Origin of the sequence: Terasakiella sp. SH-1, assembly GCF_004564135.1 — a bacterium.
Classification (GTDB): Bacteria; Pseudomonadota; Alphaproteobacteria; order Rhodospirillales; family Terasakiellaceae; genus Terasakiella.
The window spans coordinates 1057168-1072099 of record NZ_CP038255.1 but is presented as its reverse complement, the minus strand read 5'-3'; the positions used below and the strand labels follow the sequence as shown (position 1 = coordinate 1072099).

Below are 14932 nucleotides of genomic sequence, written 5' to 3'. Positions count from 1 at the left end.
CCTTAATACATTAAGTATTCTTCCCCCTTCAATAAAGCGACAAGATAGGATAGGCTGCGCAGATGTGAACAAGGGATTATTATGATTTTTTCAATAAGACAAAAATATATATTTGCGATTATTGCATCCATCATCATCCCATTGGCCCTATGGCTTTTGCTTGCAAGTTGGCTGCATGAAAACATGCAAAAAGAAGTGAGCACATCGGAAAACAACTTATTAAGCCGACAAACTGCACTTTTTGCAAAAGACCTTGAAAAAATCACCAATGACACCCGCTACCTGGCCCATTCACTGGAACTAATCAATTTCATTATCAACCGTCACCCCAGTGACCAGACACTCTTGTCTGAAAGATATAAAAGGCTGTTGCAGATCAATAAGAATTATCTGCAAATTCGCGTCACAGACCTGAATGGCCGTGAAATTTTGCGCCTGAATAACAAAGATCAGATTGAAATCGTTCCCCAAGAGGGTCTACAGGATAAATCCCAACGATATTATGTCAAAGAGGCACAAAAACTTACTGAGAATCAGGTTTTCCTCAGCCAGCTGGACCTGAACGTTGAATTTGGGCAAATCGTCGAACCGATCCAGCCTATTTTTCGTGTGGCCACCCCCATTTACAAGCAGGACCTGAAAATTGGCTATCTCATCATCAACCATGATGCATCTGGCTTGCTGAACCTTCCTTCCTCAGAAATAGAAACCCATGCCAAGCGTTATATTGTCACTGCAGATGGGTATAGCCTGTCCAGCCCTAATGCAGACAATAACTGGGGCTTTATGTTTGATAAAGAAGTCGGTTTCAAATGGCAGCACCCCACGATATGGCAAAAAGTTCTGGCAGGCCAAACCGATATCATTAAGGAGAAAGGAAAGGATCAGAAATGGGTTTATCGCAAAATTCAGTCTTCCCGCTTTTCCCCCTCAAACAGTTCCAAATCCCTTTCTGATATCTACATCATATCCTGTATTGATCACTCTTTTGCGGGGACGCAGGGCCATCATCACATTCACCGGGAACTTGTCATTTCAGGCTTCACTGCCGTTGCTGTTACATTTGGATTGCTTCTTTTCATTTTTCAAACAAACAAGTCCCATGCACGACTGGAAAAATCAAAAAAGCAGGCCGAAGAAAATGAGAAACGTCTACGTATTGCCTTAGACCATTTCCCCGGTGCCATGGTTCTCACAGGTCCTGACCTAAAGATTATTTTCAGCAGTGATGCCTTCCCCGCCCTTTATCATGCCCCCAAAGAATATTTGCAGCCTGGTGCCTATTACCCCAGCTTCCTGCGTTATCTGGCAGAACGGGGCGATTATGGTGAAGGGAACATTGATGAATTGGTACAAACACGGGTGAATTCTCTTAAGAATCCCAGCAATAAAACTTTCGAAGACCATCGACCCGACGGCCAAATCTTTCAGGTCACACGTAACCTGACACTGGATGGCAATACCGTAACCTTAGTCAGTGATATTACGGAATTAAAAGAAGCCCATCAGCGGACCCTGACAGAAAAAACCGCTGCTGAACAAGCAAACAAGGCCAAATCAGAATTCCTCGCCTCCATGAGCCACGAACTACGCACCCCCATGACCGGCGTTATCGGGTTTTCTGATATGCTGTTGGAAGCAGACCTTTCAAATGACAATAAGGAATTGGTCAACAGTATTAAAGGGTCGACGAACTCCCTGCTCAGGATCATCAATGATATTCTTGATATGTCCAAACTTGAAGCCGGCAAAATGGAAGTCGAACATATTGATTTTCATTTAGAGGATTTGATTGATGATGTGGCCTCTATGTTCAAAAAGGCTCATCCTGCAGGTAAAGAGGTGCCAACATTTATTGAATATGAAGACGGTTTCCCCCGTGAAATCCGTTCAGATCCAACACGCATTCGCCAAATTCTTGTCAACCTGATCGGCAATGCCCATAAATTCACCCACGAAGGTCAGGTGAAACTGACATGCCAGTCCCTGACTGATACAGGCACCAATCCGTATCTCAAATTCACCATTACCGATACCGGCATTGGTATCCATGAAAAGACCATTGCCAACCTGTTTAATCAATTTACACAAGCTGATGCTTCTATTTCACGCAAATATGAAGGGACAGGACTTGGCCTAGTGATCTGTAAGAAGCTGACCGAACTTCTCGGTGGTGAAATTGGTGTCACCAGCATTGAAGGGACAGGCAGTACATTCTGGTTTACCCTGCCCTACCACCCTGTCCAACAAGCGATTGGCCGCAAAGAAAAAGAGATCCGTGCCAGCAGTTACCACGCCGTGCGCCCTCTAAAGATTCTCGTTGCAGAAGATAATCTGGTTAATCAGAAAATCATGCAAAACTTCCTGTCTGCATATGGGCATCATCTTGAAATTGCCAATAATGGAAAAGAAGCCGTTGAACTTCATCACAGCGATCATTTTGATATTATTTTAATGGATGTACGAATGCCTGAGATGGATGGACCACAGGCGACAGAAGAAATTCGCAAAAAAAATACAGAAATCCCCATCATCGCGGTTACAGCGGATGCGATTAAGGAACATATCGACAGTTATTTACAAGCAGGCATGGATGCTTATGTCTCCAAGCCCCTTAACTGGACAACCCTTGTCACAACAATCAACGAAGTTCTCGGGGAAGACATCCATATTCTCAAAGAAGAAGCTGATAAAAGTGCTTAAAACTCATAGCGTTTTAACAATTCAATACGGCTTTGTTCCGCAATAACAGAGAGCTGTTGACACATTTCCAAGCCTTGGGAATTTTCACCGAGCTCAATCTCGCCTTCAAAGTCATGGGCGATCTCAGACATTTTGCTCAGCCCCATGTTCGCACTAACCCCTTTCAGGCTATGCGCTTCCTTTTTCAAGGACGTATGATCACCCTGTTTTACTGCCTCTGTAAGTTTTTCGATACGTTCAGGAAGGTTGCCAAAGAAGTTCCCCAGCAACATTTCAACACTATCCTTATCCAAATCCTCTTCACGCCCGTGGAGGAACTCCCAATCAAGCGGACAAGGGCCACCAGCTTCTGGTACAGGCTGAACAGACGGGCGAGGCTCTTCTTCCTGTGTAACCTCCACACCGAAAGTCTGCGCAATGGCATTGAATAATTCAGCCTTGTTAATCGGTTTTGCCAAATATTGGTCCATGCCAGCTTCCAGACATTTTTCAGCATCACCTTTCATGGCATTCGCCGTCACCGCAATAATCGGGATATCGCATAACGGGGCTGCCAGTTTTCGGATCTCGCGTGTAGCGGCATAGCCATCCATATTAGGCATTTGCACATCCATTAACACCAAATCATATGGAATGGTTTTGACAGCCTCAACAGCTTCCAATCCATTGCCAACCACATCGCTATGATGGCCCATACGGCGCAAAAAGCCCGTCACGACCTCTTGGTTGACATAATTGTCTTCTGCAACCAGCACCCGCAAGGACAACTCAGAAACAAGCTTCTTTGGCTCGACAGGTTTCGGGGCGACAACTTTTTTGACATCACCCGGCGCAAACAAATCGACAATGGCATTATATAAATTGGATTGATGCACAGGTTTTGTCAGGAATACATCTGCCTTTTCCAGACTTCCCCCCCCTGCCAGCTCTTCTTTATGAATGGAGGAGGCAACAATCACCTTTGTCTTTGTCACATTTTGTTTAAAGGCAGGGTCTTCCAGCAAGTCCAGGCCCGACTGTTCCGGCATCTGAATATCGAGAAGCAGGAAGTCATACTCTCTTTCCCGCATTTTGTGAGCTGCATCCTGAACAGATGCACATGTATCACTTTGAATATTCCAGCCTTCCATCTGACGTTCAAAGATTTCACGATTGACCTGATTATCATCAATGATCAAAGCAGATAGCGGATGATCCCATGAAGTTTGCCCAGCACGGGACGGCAGTTCCCCTAAGTCCAGAACATTCAAGGGGATTTCAAACCAAAAACAACTGCCCTGACCCAGTTCGCTTTCTACACCGATCCGGCCTTGCATCAATTCCACCAACTGTTTGGAGATCGCAAGCCCCAGCCCAGTTCCGCCAAAACGACGGGCAATGGAAGAATCAACCTGACTAAAGCTGGCAAATAGTTTTTCCTGTTGGGCTTGCGAAATGCCAATCCCGGTATCCCGAATAGCAAAACGCAACGCACCATCTGCCTGTAAGGACAATTCCAGCGACACCCCGCCTTTTTCCGTAAACTTGATCGAATTCCCAATCAAGTTTAGAAGAATTTGACGTAAACGCCCGGAATCCCCTTCGTAGAAAGGCGCAACTTCTGGGGCAACAAGATAAGCCAGCTCAATATCCTTTTCATAAGCCCGTGGCCCCAGCAGCTCGATAATTTCTTCAATCAAGGTCCGTACAGGGATGGTTTCCATTTCAAGGCGCAAGCGCCCAGCTTCCATCTTGGAATAATCCAGAATATCATTGATGATGTGAAGCAATGCCTCCCCAGATCCTCTAATCGTCTGGGCATAATGTTGCTGTTGATCATTTAAGGGGCTTTCCAGCAATAACCCTGTCATCCCGATCACACCGTTCATAGGGGTGCGGATTTCATGGCTCATGGTTGCCAAAAATTCAGACTTGGCTTCGCTGGCTGCCTTGGCCTTATCCAATGCCTCCCGCAGGTCCTTATCCTTTGCGCTCAAGGATTGGTTGGCTTGGGCCAAGCGGGCGGTTTCATCATTCAAATCATCCAGCACCGCCTTGTTTCGCTTTAACAAAAGGGCAACGGCTGAAAACGTAATGATGAGGAAGACTGCAAAAGACAAGACCAGATAGGCAAACCAGATATCACTGCGCCCGGCAATACTCGTATCAGGCAGGCTCACAACCTGCACCCCACGGACATCCCCAATTTTCCAATCATTTTTAGGGGTATCGGGGTGGCTATTGTGGCACCCGACACAACCCTCCCCCATGATAATGGGCGTGGCAAATTTCAGATATCGTTCCCCTGCCCTTTCAACAATCTTGTAATAATCATCACTTGGGTTAGCGGAAAAATAGCTGATCGCTTCCAGAGTAAAGGCATCAATCTTACGATCCTTGCGCCAGGGAAAAGGGTATTGACTGCCCAGTGTGACATGCAGTGTTGTATCTGTGCCATTTAGAAAACTGACCAAATCAATGGTAAATGTCGCAGGGATCGGCAGGGCATTTTCTTTTTTGGCATATTCATGGGTAATATCCACGGCATCAGTGTGAATATTATCCAGCAAAACATTGGCATAAAAATTTCTAAAAGACGAAATGGCGTGGGAATAAGATTTTGCCGCAATCACCAAAGCTGTATTATCGGTATTTCTGGTATAGGTATGGGCCAAAAGCAGAATAACGACAGCCAGCACCAAAGACGCCGCCGTCAAGGTCACAGCAATACGTGCCTCAATGCCCCCTAAAAATCTTGCCATTGACCTTCATACCCTCATGCATTATTCGTCTGTCGACTTGTCTACTTTGCGATAAAGCGATACCCACATCAAGAGGCTTATCCCCAATCCGGTTATGCTCAAGGCAATAATCAGTGTTGATTTCAGCTGATTAAGAAAACCCGCAACTTTTGCCAATTCAGCTGTTCGATCCGTATAAACCTCCAGCACACCAAGAATACGCCGTTTCTTGTCACGAATTGGAATATAGGAAGAAACAAGATCACGATCAAAGACCATCTGATCAATCGCGGAAAATTTTCCTTTATGGGTGATCTGGCTACCAAGACCGCCTTGAGCTGCGGTCTGAAACGCTGAATTATCTTCACGGCTTTGATTAATCTGGGCATGTTCGGTGGAATAGACCGTCAACCCAGCCAGGTTAAAGACTTTGACCTTCAAGACATCCGTGCCAAACATGAATGAACGGACTTTATGATCAACGATGTCCAAAGCCTCCCCTGTTAGTCCCTCCGCCCGGTCATCAAGGTCAAGCTGTTCTGTAATATCGGGATACACATCATTCACAAAGATTTTGGTAACCGTCTGATTGGCCGACTGCGTTGCCTGTGTGATGGATTTGCGCAACAATTCTTCCGACAAATTCATCGTCACATAATAAATACCGAATAGGCAAAGGTAGGCAAATGTCACCATCAAAATAACGGCACGCGTTTGATTCATCTCTCAGTCCTATCGTTCCCTATAAGTGCGTCTTTGTCAGTTTATACTAATGTACAAAATAGATAAGAAAAACCATATCTTTATTTTAAATAAAGTTAAAAATTTAGAGTTCAGTTAACAAGAATCAATTCAACCCTCCCCTTTTTTTGTATAATGTAAATAAAAACAGCACTTTAAAAGTGGATAGGGGTAAATGTACGTCGTTCAAACCATACGCAAGTCTGGGGAAAGAGACTTTTCCAGCTTCTGGGGAAAGCAGGAGGCCGCAACTTATTGGACAGATATTTGTGCCAATTTCGATCTGGAAGAAAAAACAGACCAGTTTCAGGAGCTCAAACTCTATAAGGTCGAGGCCGACTCCTTGGCCGAAGCTGCCCGACGGGTCAAAAAGGGAGAATGCCCTGCCCTGAAAAGCTTTACACCTGCCCTCACCCCTGCATTGCGTAATCTTGTGAACCTGCACGAGGTCAATCTCGTTGATAACCAAATTCTTGTAAAAGCAAATAAGGCCCTTCTTTCACAATCAGGGCATTTTATCTCTCTATGTGAAAAGCTGGTTGCACAACTCAACGAAGTGATCAGCACGCTGGTCGTCAACCCAGTCACATTAGGTCAACAACTCCCGTCAATTCAGCATAAGACTTATGACCTTAAGGCACAGGGGGACTGCTATAACTATCCCTTGCTTAGTATTGTGGGCGATCAGCTGGATCGTTTTCTTGATCAAATCACCGCCCCGCAAGCTCAACCAATTCATAGAGTTCGAATTCTCAAAGCTTTCAGCAATTCCATTCAGCTTATTTTGACACACAAGCTTATCGGCAAAGGTGGAGATTTAGGTACACGGCTGCTGGAACGCCTGCATAAGCTCCTACATGATTATAAAAATAATTTTGAAATTGATGATGATTTTGCCGACATTTTGGAACGCAATGTTGATAGTCAGGAAAAGCTGACTGAAATACTGGCCGGCAAAAACGGTAAAAAGCATTACCGCCCAATTGTTGCAGAACGGGTTTGCGCAGAAGACTTTAATTTCAAAGCCGCCTATCGCACCGGATGTAATGAATTTGACGAAGATCACCGCTATATTTTACATCTGATCAAAATGCTGTACCGGGAATACGAAAAACAAGGCAGTCTTTTCATTACCGATAGCATTATCGTCATGTTAGAAGCCTACACACGTATCCATTTTGGGCGCGAGGAAATGATCCTTGAGAAATTTGGCGACCCGTCATTGGAAGACCATAAAAAAGAGCATGAAAATCTATTGGCCGAGATTGTGGATATCCGCAATGAAAGCCTGAACTCCCCCAATAACGACAGCCTGCTGGAAAAAGCCATTCGCTATAAAAACTGGCACTTAAAACATATTGCCCTGACGGATTTTGGCTATAAGGAAATCGTCAAAAAACATAATCAGGAGATTACAGACCTGTTGAAAGACTACAACTTGCCCAAAAACTGGTTTGGAGAAAAAGAATGAGTGACCGGGCACGTATGAATTTTCAAAAACTCACCGCACTTGTTTTAGAACGTGATGAAGCTTCGGCCCATATCATAAAGACTTATCTGGAAAATTTTGGTTTTCAGAAAGTTCTCATCACCCTCAGCGAAGAGGATTTTTGGGATATTCTCAATTGCGGCTATCCTCATATCCTAATCATGGAATACGCCTTACAAGACAGCACAACGATTGATCTGGTCCAGAAAATCAGACAGGCCGATTTCGAAAGTTATCAATATGCCCACATCTTGATGGTGAGTGCCGTCACCGATATCTCCAGTGTCAGTCAGGCCCGTGACGTTGGGGTTAATGAATTCCTCGTCAAACCCTTTAGTGCGCGTTCATTATACAGCCATATCGTTTCCTTGATTACACACCCCAAGCCCTTTATCAACGGCCCAACATACAAAGGCCCCGACCGGCGTTGTCGCCATTATGACGTCAGTATAGAGCGGCGCAAACGCTAGGTCAGGTCCTAAGACAGCGCCGTAATCAAAGCTTCTTCCAGCTCTTTTTTCTTGATCGGCTTGGCTAAGAATCCCGTCATACCAGCTTCAAAGCATCTTTCACGATCTTCATGCAAGGCATTGGCCGTCAATGCAATAATCGGAATAGCGCCCAACTCAGATGACAATTTTCTGATTTCACGCGTTGCACTTAAGCCATCCATTTCAGGCATTTGCATGTCCATCAGGATCAGATCGAATTGATCTTGCGTCACAGCACCAAGGGCTTCCAGGCCATTTTCCGCCAAGACACACTCATGGCCCATTTTTTCAAGATACATGCGTACAATTTCCCGGTTCACATCATTATCTTCAGCCACCAAAATCTTCTTTGTGCCAATGTCGGCTGTGCTACTTTCATTGGATACTGGAGCAGGTTCTTGCACCGTTTTTTCTTCTGCGACAGCAACATGCTGATAGGTCAGGGGCACATCAAACCAGAAAGTACTGCCCTGGCCTTCTATACTTTGCACACCAATCTCACCGCCCATGATCTGGACAATTTTGGAACAAATAGCCAGCCCTAACCCCGTCCCACCAAATTTACGCGTGATGGTACCATCGGCTTGACTGAAACTTTCAAAAATCTTTTCCTGGTGGTCTTCTGAAATCCCCACACCGGTATCTGTCACAGCAAAATATAAATGCCCGGCTGCTGAGGGCTTCACCATCAAGGAAACCTGTCCCCGCTCTGTAAACTTAATGGCATTACCCAACAGATTAAATAAAACCTGTCTCAGGCGGGTTGGGTCCCCGATAAACATGCCTTTCAGATCACCACTGTGTTGATAGACAAGTTTCAGCCCCTTTTCATCAGCGCGGGCCTGTAACAGATCAATCACACTTTTCGCCAAATCATTGAGAACGAAGGGAACAGATTCCAAATTCATCTGTCCCGCCTCAATCTTGGAATAGTCCAAAATATCATTAATGATCGTCAGCAGCATATCCCCGGAATGGCAGATGGTGTCGACATAGCCCGCTTGTTCCGGGTTCAGCCCTGTGCTGGAAAGCAAATCTGCCGTTCCGATGATCCCATTCATCGGCGTGCGAATTTCGTGGCTCATTGCCGCCAGGAATTCAGATTTGGCCTTACTGGCCTGATGGGCCTTGTCCAAAGCCACCTGCAACCTGATTTCATCTTGCTTGCGCCGGGAAATATCCGTGATGATCGTTACGAAATGTTCTTCGCCCCTATGGTCATCCATCTGATTAATGGATAGTTCAATATAGACTTTGCTGCCGTCTTTTTTCTCAGCAACCAATTCTCTTTTGGCCTGTAGAACTCTCTCCATCAATACCGGAGAGGCCAAATATTCCTGATGACGCCTTTTATGCTGACCTTCAGGCAAAAGAATTGAAATATTTTTCCCGACAACTTCTTCTTTGTCATAGCCGAAAATGGTTTTAATCGCCGGGTTGCAATCTTGAATCAGCCCCTCACGATCAAAAATAATGATCCCATCAAGAATATTGAAAATTACACTTTCCAGATAGGCCCGTTGCTCATCCAACTGTACGTGGGCTTCCTTGAGCTTTCGCGACATGGCATTGAAACTATGCCCGAGGTCCCCAATCTCATCATTGGATTTAACAGTAACCTCATGCCCAAGATCACCAGAAACAAGACGCTGCGTTGCCTGTTTCAAATTCAAAATTTGGCGGGTCAGATAAGTTCCCAAAATCAGGGAAAACAAACCGACCAACATAATTTCAACCAAGGCAATAACCGTGGCTTTATTACGTGTGTCCACCAAAATCTGGTTCAAGCGGCTGGCTTCAATCCCAAGCTCAACCCGACCAATGAAAAAGTCATCTTCCCGAATATCGGCAAAGGTATCATACACACCATCGTTTTTAGCTTGGGCTAAACTTTCATCAGGGACAAACGGGGCCTTGAGAAAACGCTCCTCCCCCTTTTCAACCAGAACCTCTTCCTGACTATCCAAAACCCGCACATAGACCATGCCCGGATTTTCCAGAACGCTGTCGGCAAAACTGTCAAGCGTCGCCAGATCGCTTTCAATCACCGCATCACGCGTGGTGGCCGCAAAAATACGGGACGTCGATGTCCCATATTTCACCAGCTCCTGATCCAGCGTGGCACTAAAGACATTAAGGCTCATCATAATTAAGGCCAGCAACAGCAAGCCTTCGATAATGGCAATCCCAAGGATGGTCTTGAGCCTTAATGACATAGCAAACGGTCCAACCAAATGATCTTAAAGCTGGTTGAGCTTCAAGCTGCGCACATCATCCCAATCTTCGTTCTGTGCCTTGATAAAACCTTTCAGTTTCATCTTCCCCACCATGGCAAGACCTTGTTCTGTTGCAGATAAATCGACAAGGGCCTGTTGAACAGCTGTTACAATTTTAGGATCAACCCGCTTATGAGCAGCAATCGCATGCGGTGTATAGCCTTTGGTCGTCCACAGGATTTTCAACTGTTCGCGCACTTCCGGTTTTGTATTGTTAAAGGTACGCATAATACCCCCACCCGCAACCATACGCCCTTTCATCACATTCAAGTAAACAGAATCATGTGACGACACATATTTCGGTGTGATATTGATGTTATTGGCCTTCAAATAACCACGCGGCAACACACTGGCAGCAAAGGCAGCAGGTGATGGGAAAGCAAGAGTTTGCCCGTTCAGTTCTTCAAGTTTGCCAAGGGGGCTGTCTTTACGCACAACAACAATACCCTTAATCCGCTTGTCCTTGGCCCGTGCAATGGCATTATAGCCGGAACGTTCATGAAAAACCGTATAATGATAAGGGTTCATATAGGAAAAATCGGCTTCGCCATTTGCCAAACGTTTTTCAAAAGTAGGAATATTCTTGGCTGTTGAAAGTTTAAACTTCTGGCCTGTTTTTTCCCCAAGATATTTCAAGACAGGGTTCCAGATTGCAGCTGTCTTGCTTGCCGATTGTTGCGGCACAACCGAAAAGGTAAAAACCTTCTCACTGGCTTGCGCCATAGAAGAAACACCTGCAGAAACAAGCAAAACTGCACAAAATTTTGACATTTTTTGCATAAAAAACTCCTTCACCCAGAAATAAGCCCCGAAGATAAATATTCAAGACCAGCAAATCAACACATAACCCTATTTATATCACTTTGGAATGTATAAAATTAGCTTCGTTAAAAATTAATGCGATGCCTACTTTACGAAGCAGATCATGTCTTGTATTGTGCGCCCACTTTTCGACTTGGATAAGGTCCCGTAGCTCAGTTGGATAGAGCGTTTGCCTCCGAAGCAAAAGGCCGTGCGTTCGAATCGCGCCGGGACCGCCATTTCCTCCCAAAGCTTGCAATTTACATCTAAAGTATGATTTTTTCATAAAATCAGGGTACTCAGACTTGCCCTAAAGGCTAAAGCGAATTAATCTAGCCTGGTTAAATCAAGAATATAAATTGACTTAAACAGGGTCAAATGTCTGATTATGCGGGCCTAAAAAACCTAACGCCGGAAACAAGGCTGATTGTACAAGCACTTGATCAACTGGATCAGGGATTCAGCCTGTTTGATGCTGACTTCAATCTATGCCTTTACAATCAACATTTCCAAAGCCTGTTTGGCTATCCTGACGGTTTTCTAAAGCCCGGTCTCCCTTTGGAAAATATCATTCGCTATAATATTGCCAACAGCGAATACGGCCCGCATTTTTCCGAAGACATTTTACAAGAACGCCTGAAACAACTACGCCTGCGCAAAAAACTGAAAATCACACGCACACGCCCCAACGGACAAGTGATTTCTGTTTCCACCTCTCCGCTGCCTGATGGGGGGCTTGTCACCGTTTATGAAGATATTACCGAAGCCCATAATACCAAAGCCGCCTTGGAAAAACGGGAAACCGAATTTCGCAGCTATCTGGAACTCAGCCCGGTTGGGGCAATTCTTGTCGAACTCAACGGGGCAATTTATTATCTAAATTCACGTCTGCTTGAAATCTTCGGCTATGAGCCAGACGATACAGATGACTTAAGCGTTCTTGATTTCTATGCCAATCCAGATAACCGGGTTGAGCTGCTGGCGGCCCTGCATCAAAATACCATCCCCACCACCTTTCGCTGTCTGGGGAAACGCAAAAACGGCAAGACTTTCCCGATGCTGCTGACCTCCCAAATCATTACCATTGACGGGGTGCGCCGTATTTTCAGCTGGGTTGTTGATCTGTCCGATATCACACGGGCAGAACAGGCTATTCAAAACCTGAGTGAGCAAAACAAGCTGATCCTGTCTGCTGCGGGAGCTGGCATTTTAGGGGTGGATACGCATAACATTATCCAGTTTATCAACCCTGCTGCAGCAAAACTGCTGGGCTATGATACGGATGAGCTAAAGAACAAGTCTTTGCTCAACCTTATTGAAGACGACGCCTTTTATGAGGCTAACCCGAATAAACCTTATCATGGGGAAAGCGAAATTCGCTGCAAATCCAAACGCCGCCTTCCCATCAAGATCACCATCACTCCCATTCAGGATGAAAAAGGCGTCAGTGGCAAGGTGGTTGTCTTTGATGATATTTCAGAACGCATTGCCGCAGAAGAAGTCCTGCGCCAGGCCATGAAAGATATTGAAACCACCAGTCAGGCGAAATCACATTTTCTTTCCACCATGAGCCACGAGCTACGCACGCCCCTTAATGCGATCCTAGGCTTTGCACAAATTCTGAATAACAATACAGAAGGCAACCTGAATGAACAGCAGCTGAACTTTGTAACCCATATGTTCAAAGCGGGGGAACATCTGCTCAAGCTTATCAACGAGGCTATTGATATCGCCGCGATTGAAAGCGGCAAAGTCAGCCTGTCCCTGCAAACAATTGATATGCAGGAAATCTTTCTGGCCTGTATTGATCTTAATTTGGACTTTGCCCGTAAAAATGATGTCATCGTTCAAATCAAACAATCAGACGATACGCAATATCTGGTCCTTGCCGATCATGCCCGCCTGCAACAAATTATGATGCATCTGATCTCAAACGCTATCAAATACAATCGCAAAGGGGGCCGGGTGACACTTTCTTGCCATCAACAAGAAGGTGGGAAAATCCGCATTAAGGTCAAAGATACCGGACAAGGTATCCCCCAAGGCCATCAAGAAGATATTTTTGAACCCTTCAATCGCTTAAATGCCCATAGCAGAGGGATCGAAGGGACAGGACTGGGGCTGACAATTTGTAAACACCTTTCCCAATTGATGGGGGGAAAAATTGGATATACGACAACCTTGAACAAGGGAAGCAGCTTCTGGATCGACTTACCGCGCTGCAACAAAGACACGCCGTTTCTTGTCGCTACAAATAAAAATTAATTTTTATGTTAATCTCCTTTGGCATGCGCCATTCAGGTATGCTAGAAAATAGAAAAAGACGGCGCCAGGGAGAGCCGAATGGCAGTAAAACTAGAGACACTAAAAGACTCAAAAATTCTGGTTGTTGATGACAACCCTTCCAATGTATTGCTCTTGGAAGCACTGCTACAACAAGAAGATTACCACAATATCACGAGTACAACGGACCCGACCGTGGTGCGATCTCTTCATGAAGAACATGATTTTGACTTGATTTTGCTGGATATCCAGATGCCGAAGCTCAATGGCTTTGAAGTCATGGAACAATTAAAAGAACACCATGATCAGGATGACTACCTGCCTGTACTGGTCTTAACCGCCCAGACAGATATGGACACCCGCTTGCGTTCCCTTGATCTTGGGGCACGTGATTTTGTCACCAAACCCTTCCAGCATGCCGAGGTGCTTCAGCGCATTCACAATTCGCTTGAAATTCGCCACCTTTACAAACAACAAAAAGAATATAGCCATACGCTGGAAGAAAAAGTTCATGAAGCCACCGCAGAATTGCGAAAATCCCAGCTGGATATTATTCGCTGTCTGGGCCGCGCGGGTGAATATCGCGATAACGAAACAGGGGAACATGTTATCCGCATGTCCAAATCCTGTCAGGCTTTGGCTCTGGCCCTCGGCCTTTCTGAACGCCATGCCGAGATGATCCTTTATGCCAGCCCCATGCATGATGTCGGCAAAATCGGCATCCCGGACCATATCCTTCTTAAACCCGGCAAGCTGACCTCAGATGAATGGAATACCATGCAAACCCATGCCCATTTGGGCGCAGGTATTTTGGCAGATAACGAGTCTGAAATGGTCCAGATGGCACGCACGATTGCCCTGACCCACCATGAAAGATGGGATGGAACGGGTTATCCTAACGGTTTAAAAGGTGAAGAAATCCCACTGGAAGGGCGTATTGCAGCCATCTGTGATGTTTTTGATGCCCTGACCTCCTGGCGCCCTTATAAAAAAGCCTGGACGATTGAAGAGGCTATTGAGTTCCTGAAAGAAAATGCAGGCACGCATTTTGATCCAAACCTTGTGCCAAAATTCATTGATATTTTGCCCAAAGTGCTGGATATCCGTGAAGAGCATCAGGACAGCCACGAAGAGACAGCCCAATAATGAAGCAGGAACAGGCGGAAGTTATCGCCCTGCAAGCCATCACCTTTATCGGCAGTGATGAACGCGCCTTACATGGGCTTCTGGCACAAAGCGGGGCAGGTGTTGATGACCTGAAAGAACAAATTTCAGACCCGGCCTTTCTGGCTGGTATTCTTGATTTTCTTCTTTCCGACGAAGGGGCCTTACTCGCCTTTTGTGATCAGGCAGACCTCCAGCCCGAACTTGTCATCAAGGCACGGCGTGCCCTGCCCGGTGGCGAACAATTGTGGGATGGGTAGCGTC

Annotated in this window: 10 protein-coding genes and 1 tRNA gene; 7 read left to right on the top strand and 4 right to left on the bottom strand. The window is 45.6% G+C overall.

The window, feature by feature from the left end; genetic code table 11:
* Positions 1-81: 81 nt before the first annotated feature.
* Positions 82-2703, top strand: coding sequence for an ATP-binding protein (locus E4K71_RS04870; RefSeq protein ID WP_135077314.1), 2622 nt, complete (start codon positions 82-84; stop codon positions 2701-2703).
* Here E4K71_RS04870 and E4K71_RS04865 read toward each other — a convergent pair.
* Together E4K71_RS04865 and E4K71_RS04860 are read right to left on the bottom strand one after the other, a co-directional pair.
* A complete protein-coding gene (locus tag E4K71_RS04865) occupies positions 2700-5444 on the bottom strand; it encodes a response regulator (protein WP_135077312.1) in 2745 nt (914 codons plus the stop codon). The two genes, E4K71_RS04870 and E4K71_RS04865, sit on opposite strands and share 4 nt — an antisense overlap.
* Positions 5445-5465: 21 nt before the next feature.
* A complete protein-coding gene (locus tag E4K71_RS04860) occupies positions 5466-6146 on the bottom strand; it encodes a hypothetical protein (RefSeq protein ID WP_135077310.1) in 681 nt (226 codons plus the stop codon).
* Positions 6147-6339: 193 nt separating this feature from the next.
* Between E4K71_RS04860 and E4K71_RS04855 the strand changes: the two genes are divergently transcribed.
* Complete coding sequence (locus E4K71_RS04855) at positions 6340-7635, top strand: hemerythrin family protein (protein WP_135077308.1); 1296 nt, start codon at positions 6340-6342, stop codon at positions 7633-7635.
* A complete protein-coding gene (locus E4K71_RS04850) occupies positions 7632-8123 on the top strand; it encodes a response regulator (RefSeq protein WP_135077306.1) in 492 nt (163 codons plus the stop codon). Before E4K71_RS04855 ends, E4K71_RS04850 begins: the two co-directional genes overlap by 4 nt.
* An 8-nt stretch (positions 8124-8131) precedes the next feature.
* Here E4K71_RS04850 and E4K71_RS04845 read toward each other — a convergent pair whose 3' ends face one another.
* Both E4K71_RS04845 and E4K71_RS04840 read right to left on the bottom strand, forming a co-directional pair.
* Entirely contained in the window at positions 8132-10360 is a 2229-nt protein-coding gene (locus E4K71_RS04845; protein ID WP_135077304.1) for an ATP-binding protein, read from the bottom strand.
* Positions 10361-10384: 24 nt separating this feature from the next.
* Positions 10385-11200, bottom strand: a complete 816-nt coding sequence (locus E4K71_RS04840; RefSeq protein WP_206201957.1) for a phosphate/phosphite/phosphonate ABC transporter substrate-binding protein — start codon at positions 11198-11200, stop codon at positions 10385-10387.
* A 183-nt stretch (positions 11201-11383) separates the two neighbouring features.
* On the opposite strand from E4K71_RS04840, the gene E4K71_RS04835 reads away from it, so the two are divergent.
* The 4 genes from E4K71_RS04835 (at position 11384) to E4K71_RS04820 (ending at position 14928) form a co-directional block, all read left to right on the top strand.
* Positions 11384-11460 (top strand) — tRNA-Arg (locus E4K71_RS04835).
* A gap of 139 nt (positions 11461-11599) precedes the next feature.
* Positions 11600-13486 carry a PAS-domain containing protein gene (locus tag E4K71_RS04830; RefSeq protein WP_135077302.1) on the top strand — a complete coding sequence of 629 codons (1887 nt, stop codon included), beginning with the start codon at positions 11600-11602 and terminating at the stop codon, positions 13484-13486.
* 78 nt (positions 13487-13564) lie between these two features.
* Positions 13565-14650, top strand: coding sequence for an HD domain-containing phosphohydrolase (locus E4K71_RS04825; RefSeq protein ID WP_135077300.1), 1086 nt, complete (start codon positions 13565-13567; stop codon positions 14648-14650).
* Complete coding sequence (locus E4K71_RS04820; protein ID WP_135077298.1) at positions 14650-14928, top strand: DUF3572 domain-containing protein; 279 nt, start codon at positions 14650-14652, stop codon at positions 14926-14928. Before E4K71_RS04825 ends, E4K71_RS04820 begins: the two co-directional genes overlap by 1 nt.
* Positions 14929-14932: the final 4 nt, after the last annotated feature.

What these genes read in the sequence shown, in the direction of transcription:
- E4K71_RS04850 (WP_135077306.1), top strand. Translation starts at nt 7,632, where the DNA reads ATGAGTGACCGGGCACGTATGAATTTTCAAAAACTCACCGCACTTGTT.
- E4K71_RS04840 (WP_206201957.1), bottom strand. Translation starts at nt 11,200, where the DNA reads ATGCAAAAAATGTCAAAATTTTGTGCAGTTTTGCTTGTTTCTGCAGGT.
- E4K71_RS04865 (WP_135077312.1), bottom strand. Translation starts at nt 5,444, where the DNA reads ATGGCAAGATTTTTAGGGGGCATTGAGGCACGTATTGCTGTGACCTTG.
- E4K71_RS04860 (WP_135077310.1), bottom strand. Translation starts at nt 6,146, where the DNA reads ATGAATCAAACGCGTGCCGTTATTTTGATGGTGACATTTGCCTACCTT.
- E4K71_RS04855 (WP_135077308.1), top strand. Translation starts at nt 6,340, where the DNA reads ATGTACGTCGTTCAAACCATACGCAAGTCTGGGGAAAGAGACTTTTCC.
- E4K71_RS04870 (WP_135077314.1), top strand. Translation starts at nt 82, where the DNA reads ATGATTTTTTCAATAAGACAAAAATATATATTTGCGATTATTGCATCC.
- E4K71_RS04845 (WP_135077304.1), bottom strand. Translation starts at nt 10,360, where the DNA reads ATGTCATTAAGGCTCAAGACCATCCTTGGGATTGCCATTATCGAAGGC.
- E4K71_RS04825 (WP_135077300.1), top strand. Translation starts at nt 13,565, where the DNA reads ATGGCAGTAAAACTAGAGACACTAAAAGACTCAAAAATTCTGGTTGTT.
- E4K71_RS04830 (WP_135077302.1), top strand. Translation starts at nt 11,600, where the DNA reads ATGTCTGATTATGCGGGCCTAAAAAACCTAACGCCGGAAACAAGGCTG.
- E4K71_RS04820 (WP_135077298.1), top strand. Translation starts at nt 14,650, where the DNA reads ATGAAGCAGGAACAGGCGGAAGTTATCGCCCTGCAAGCCATCACCTTT.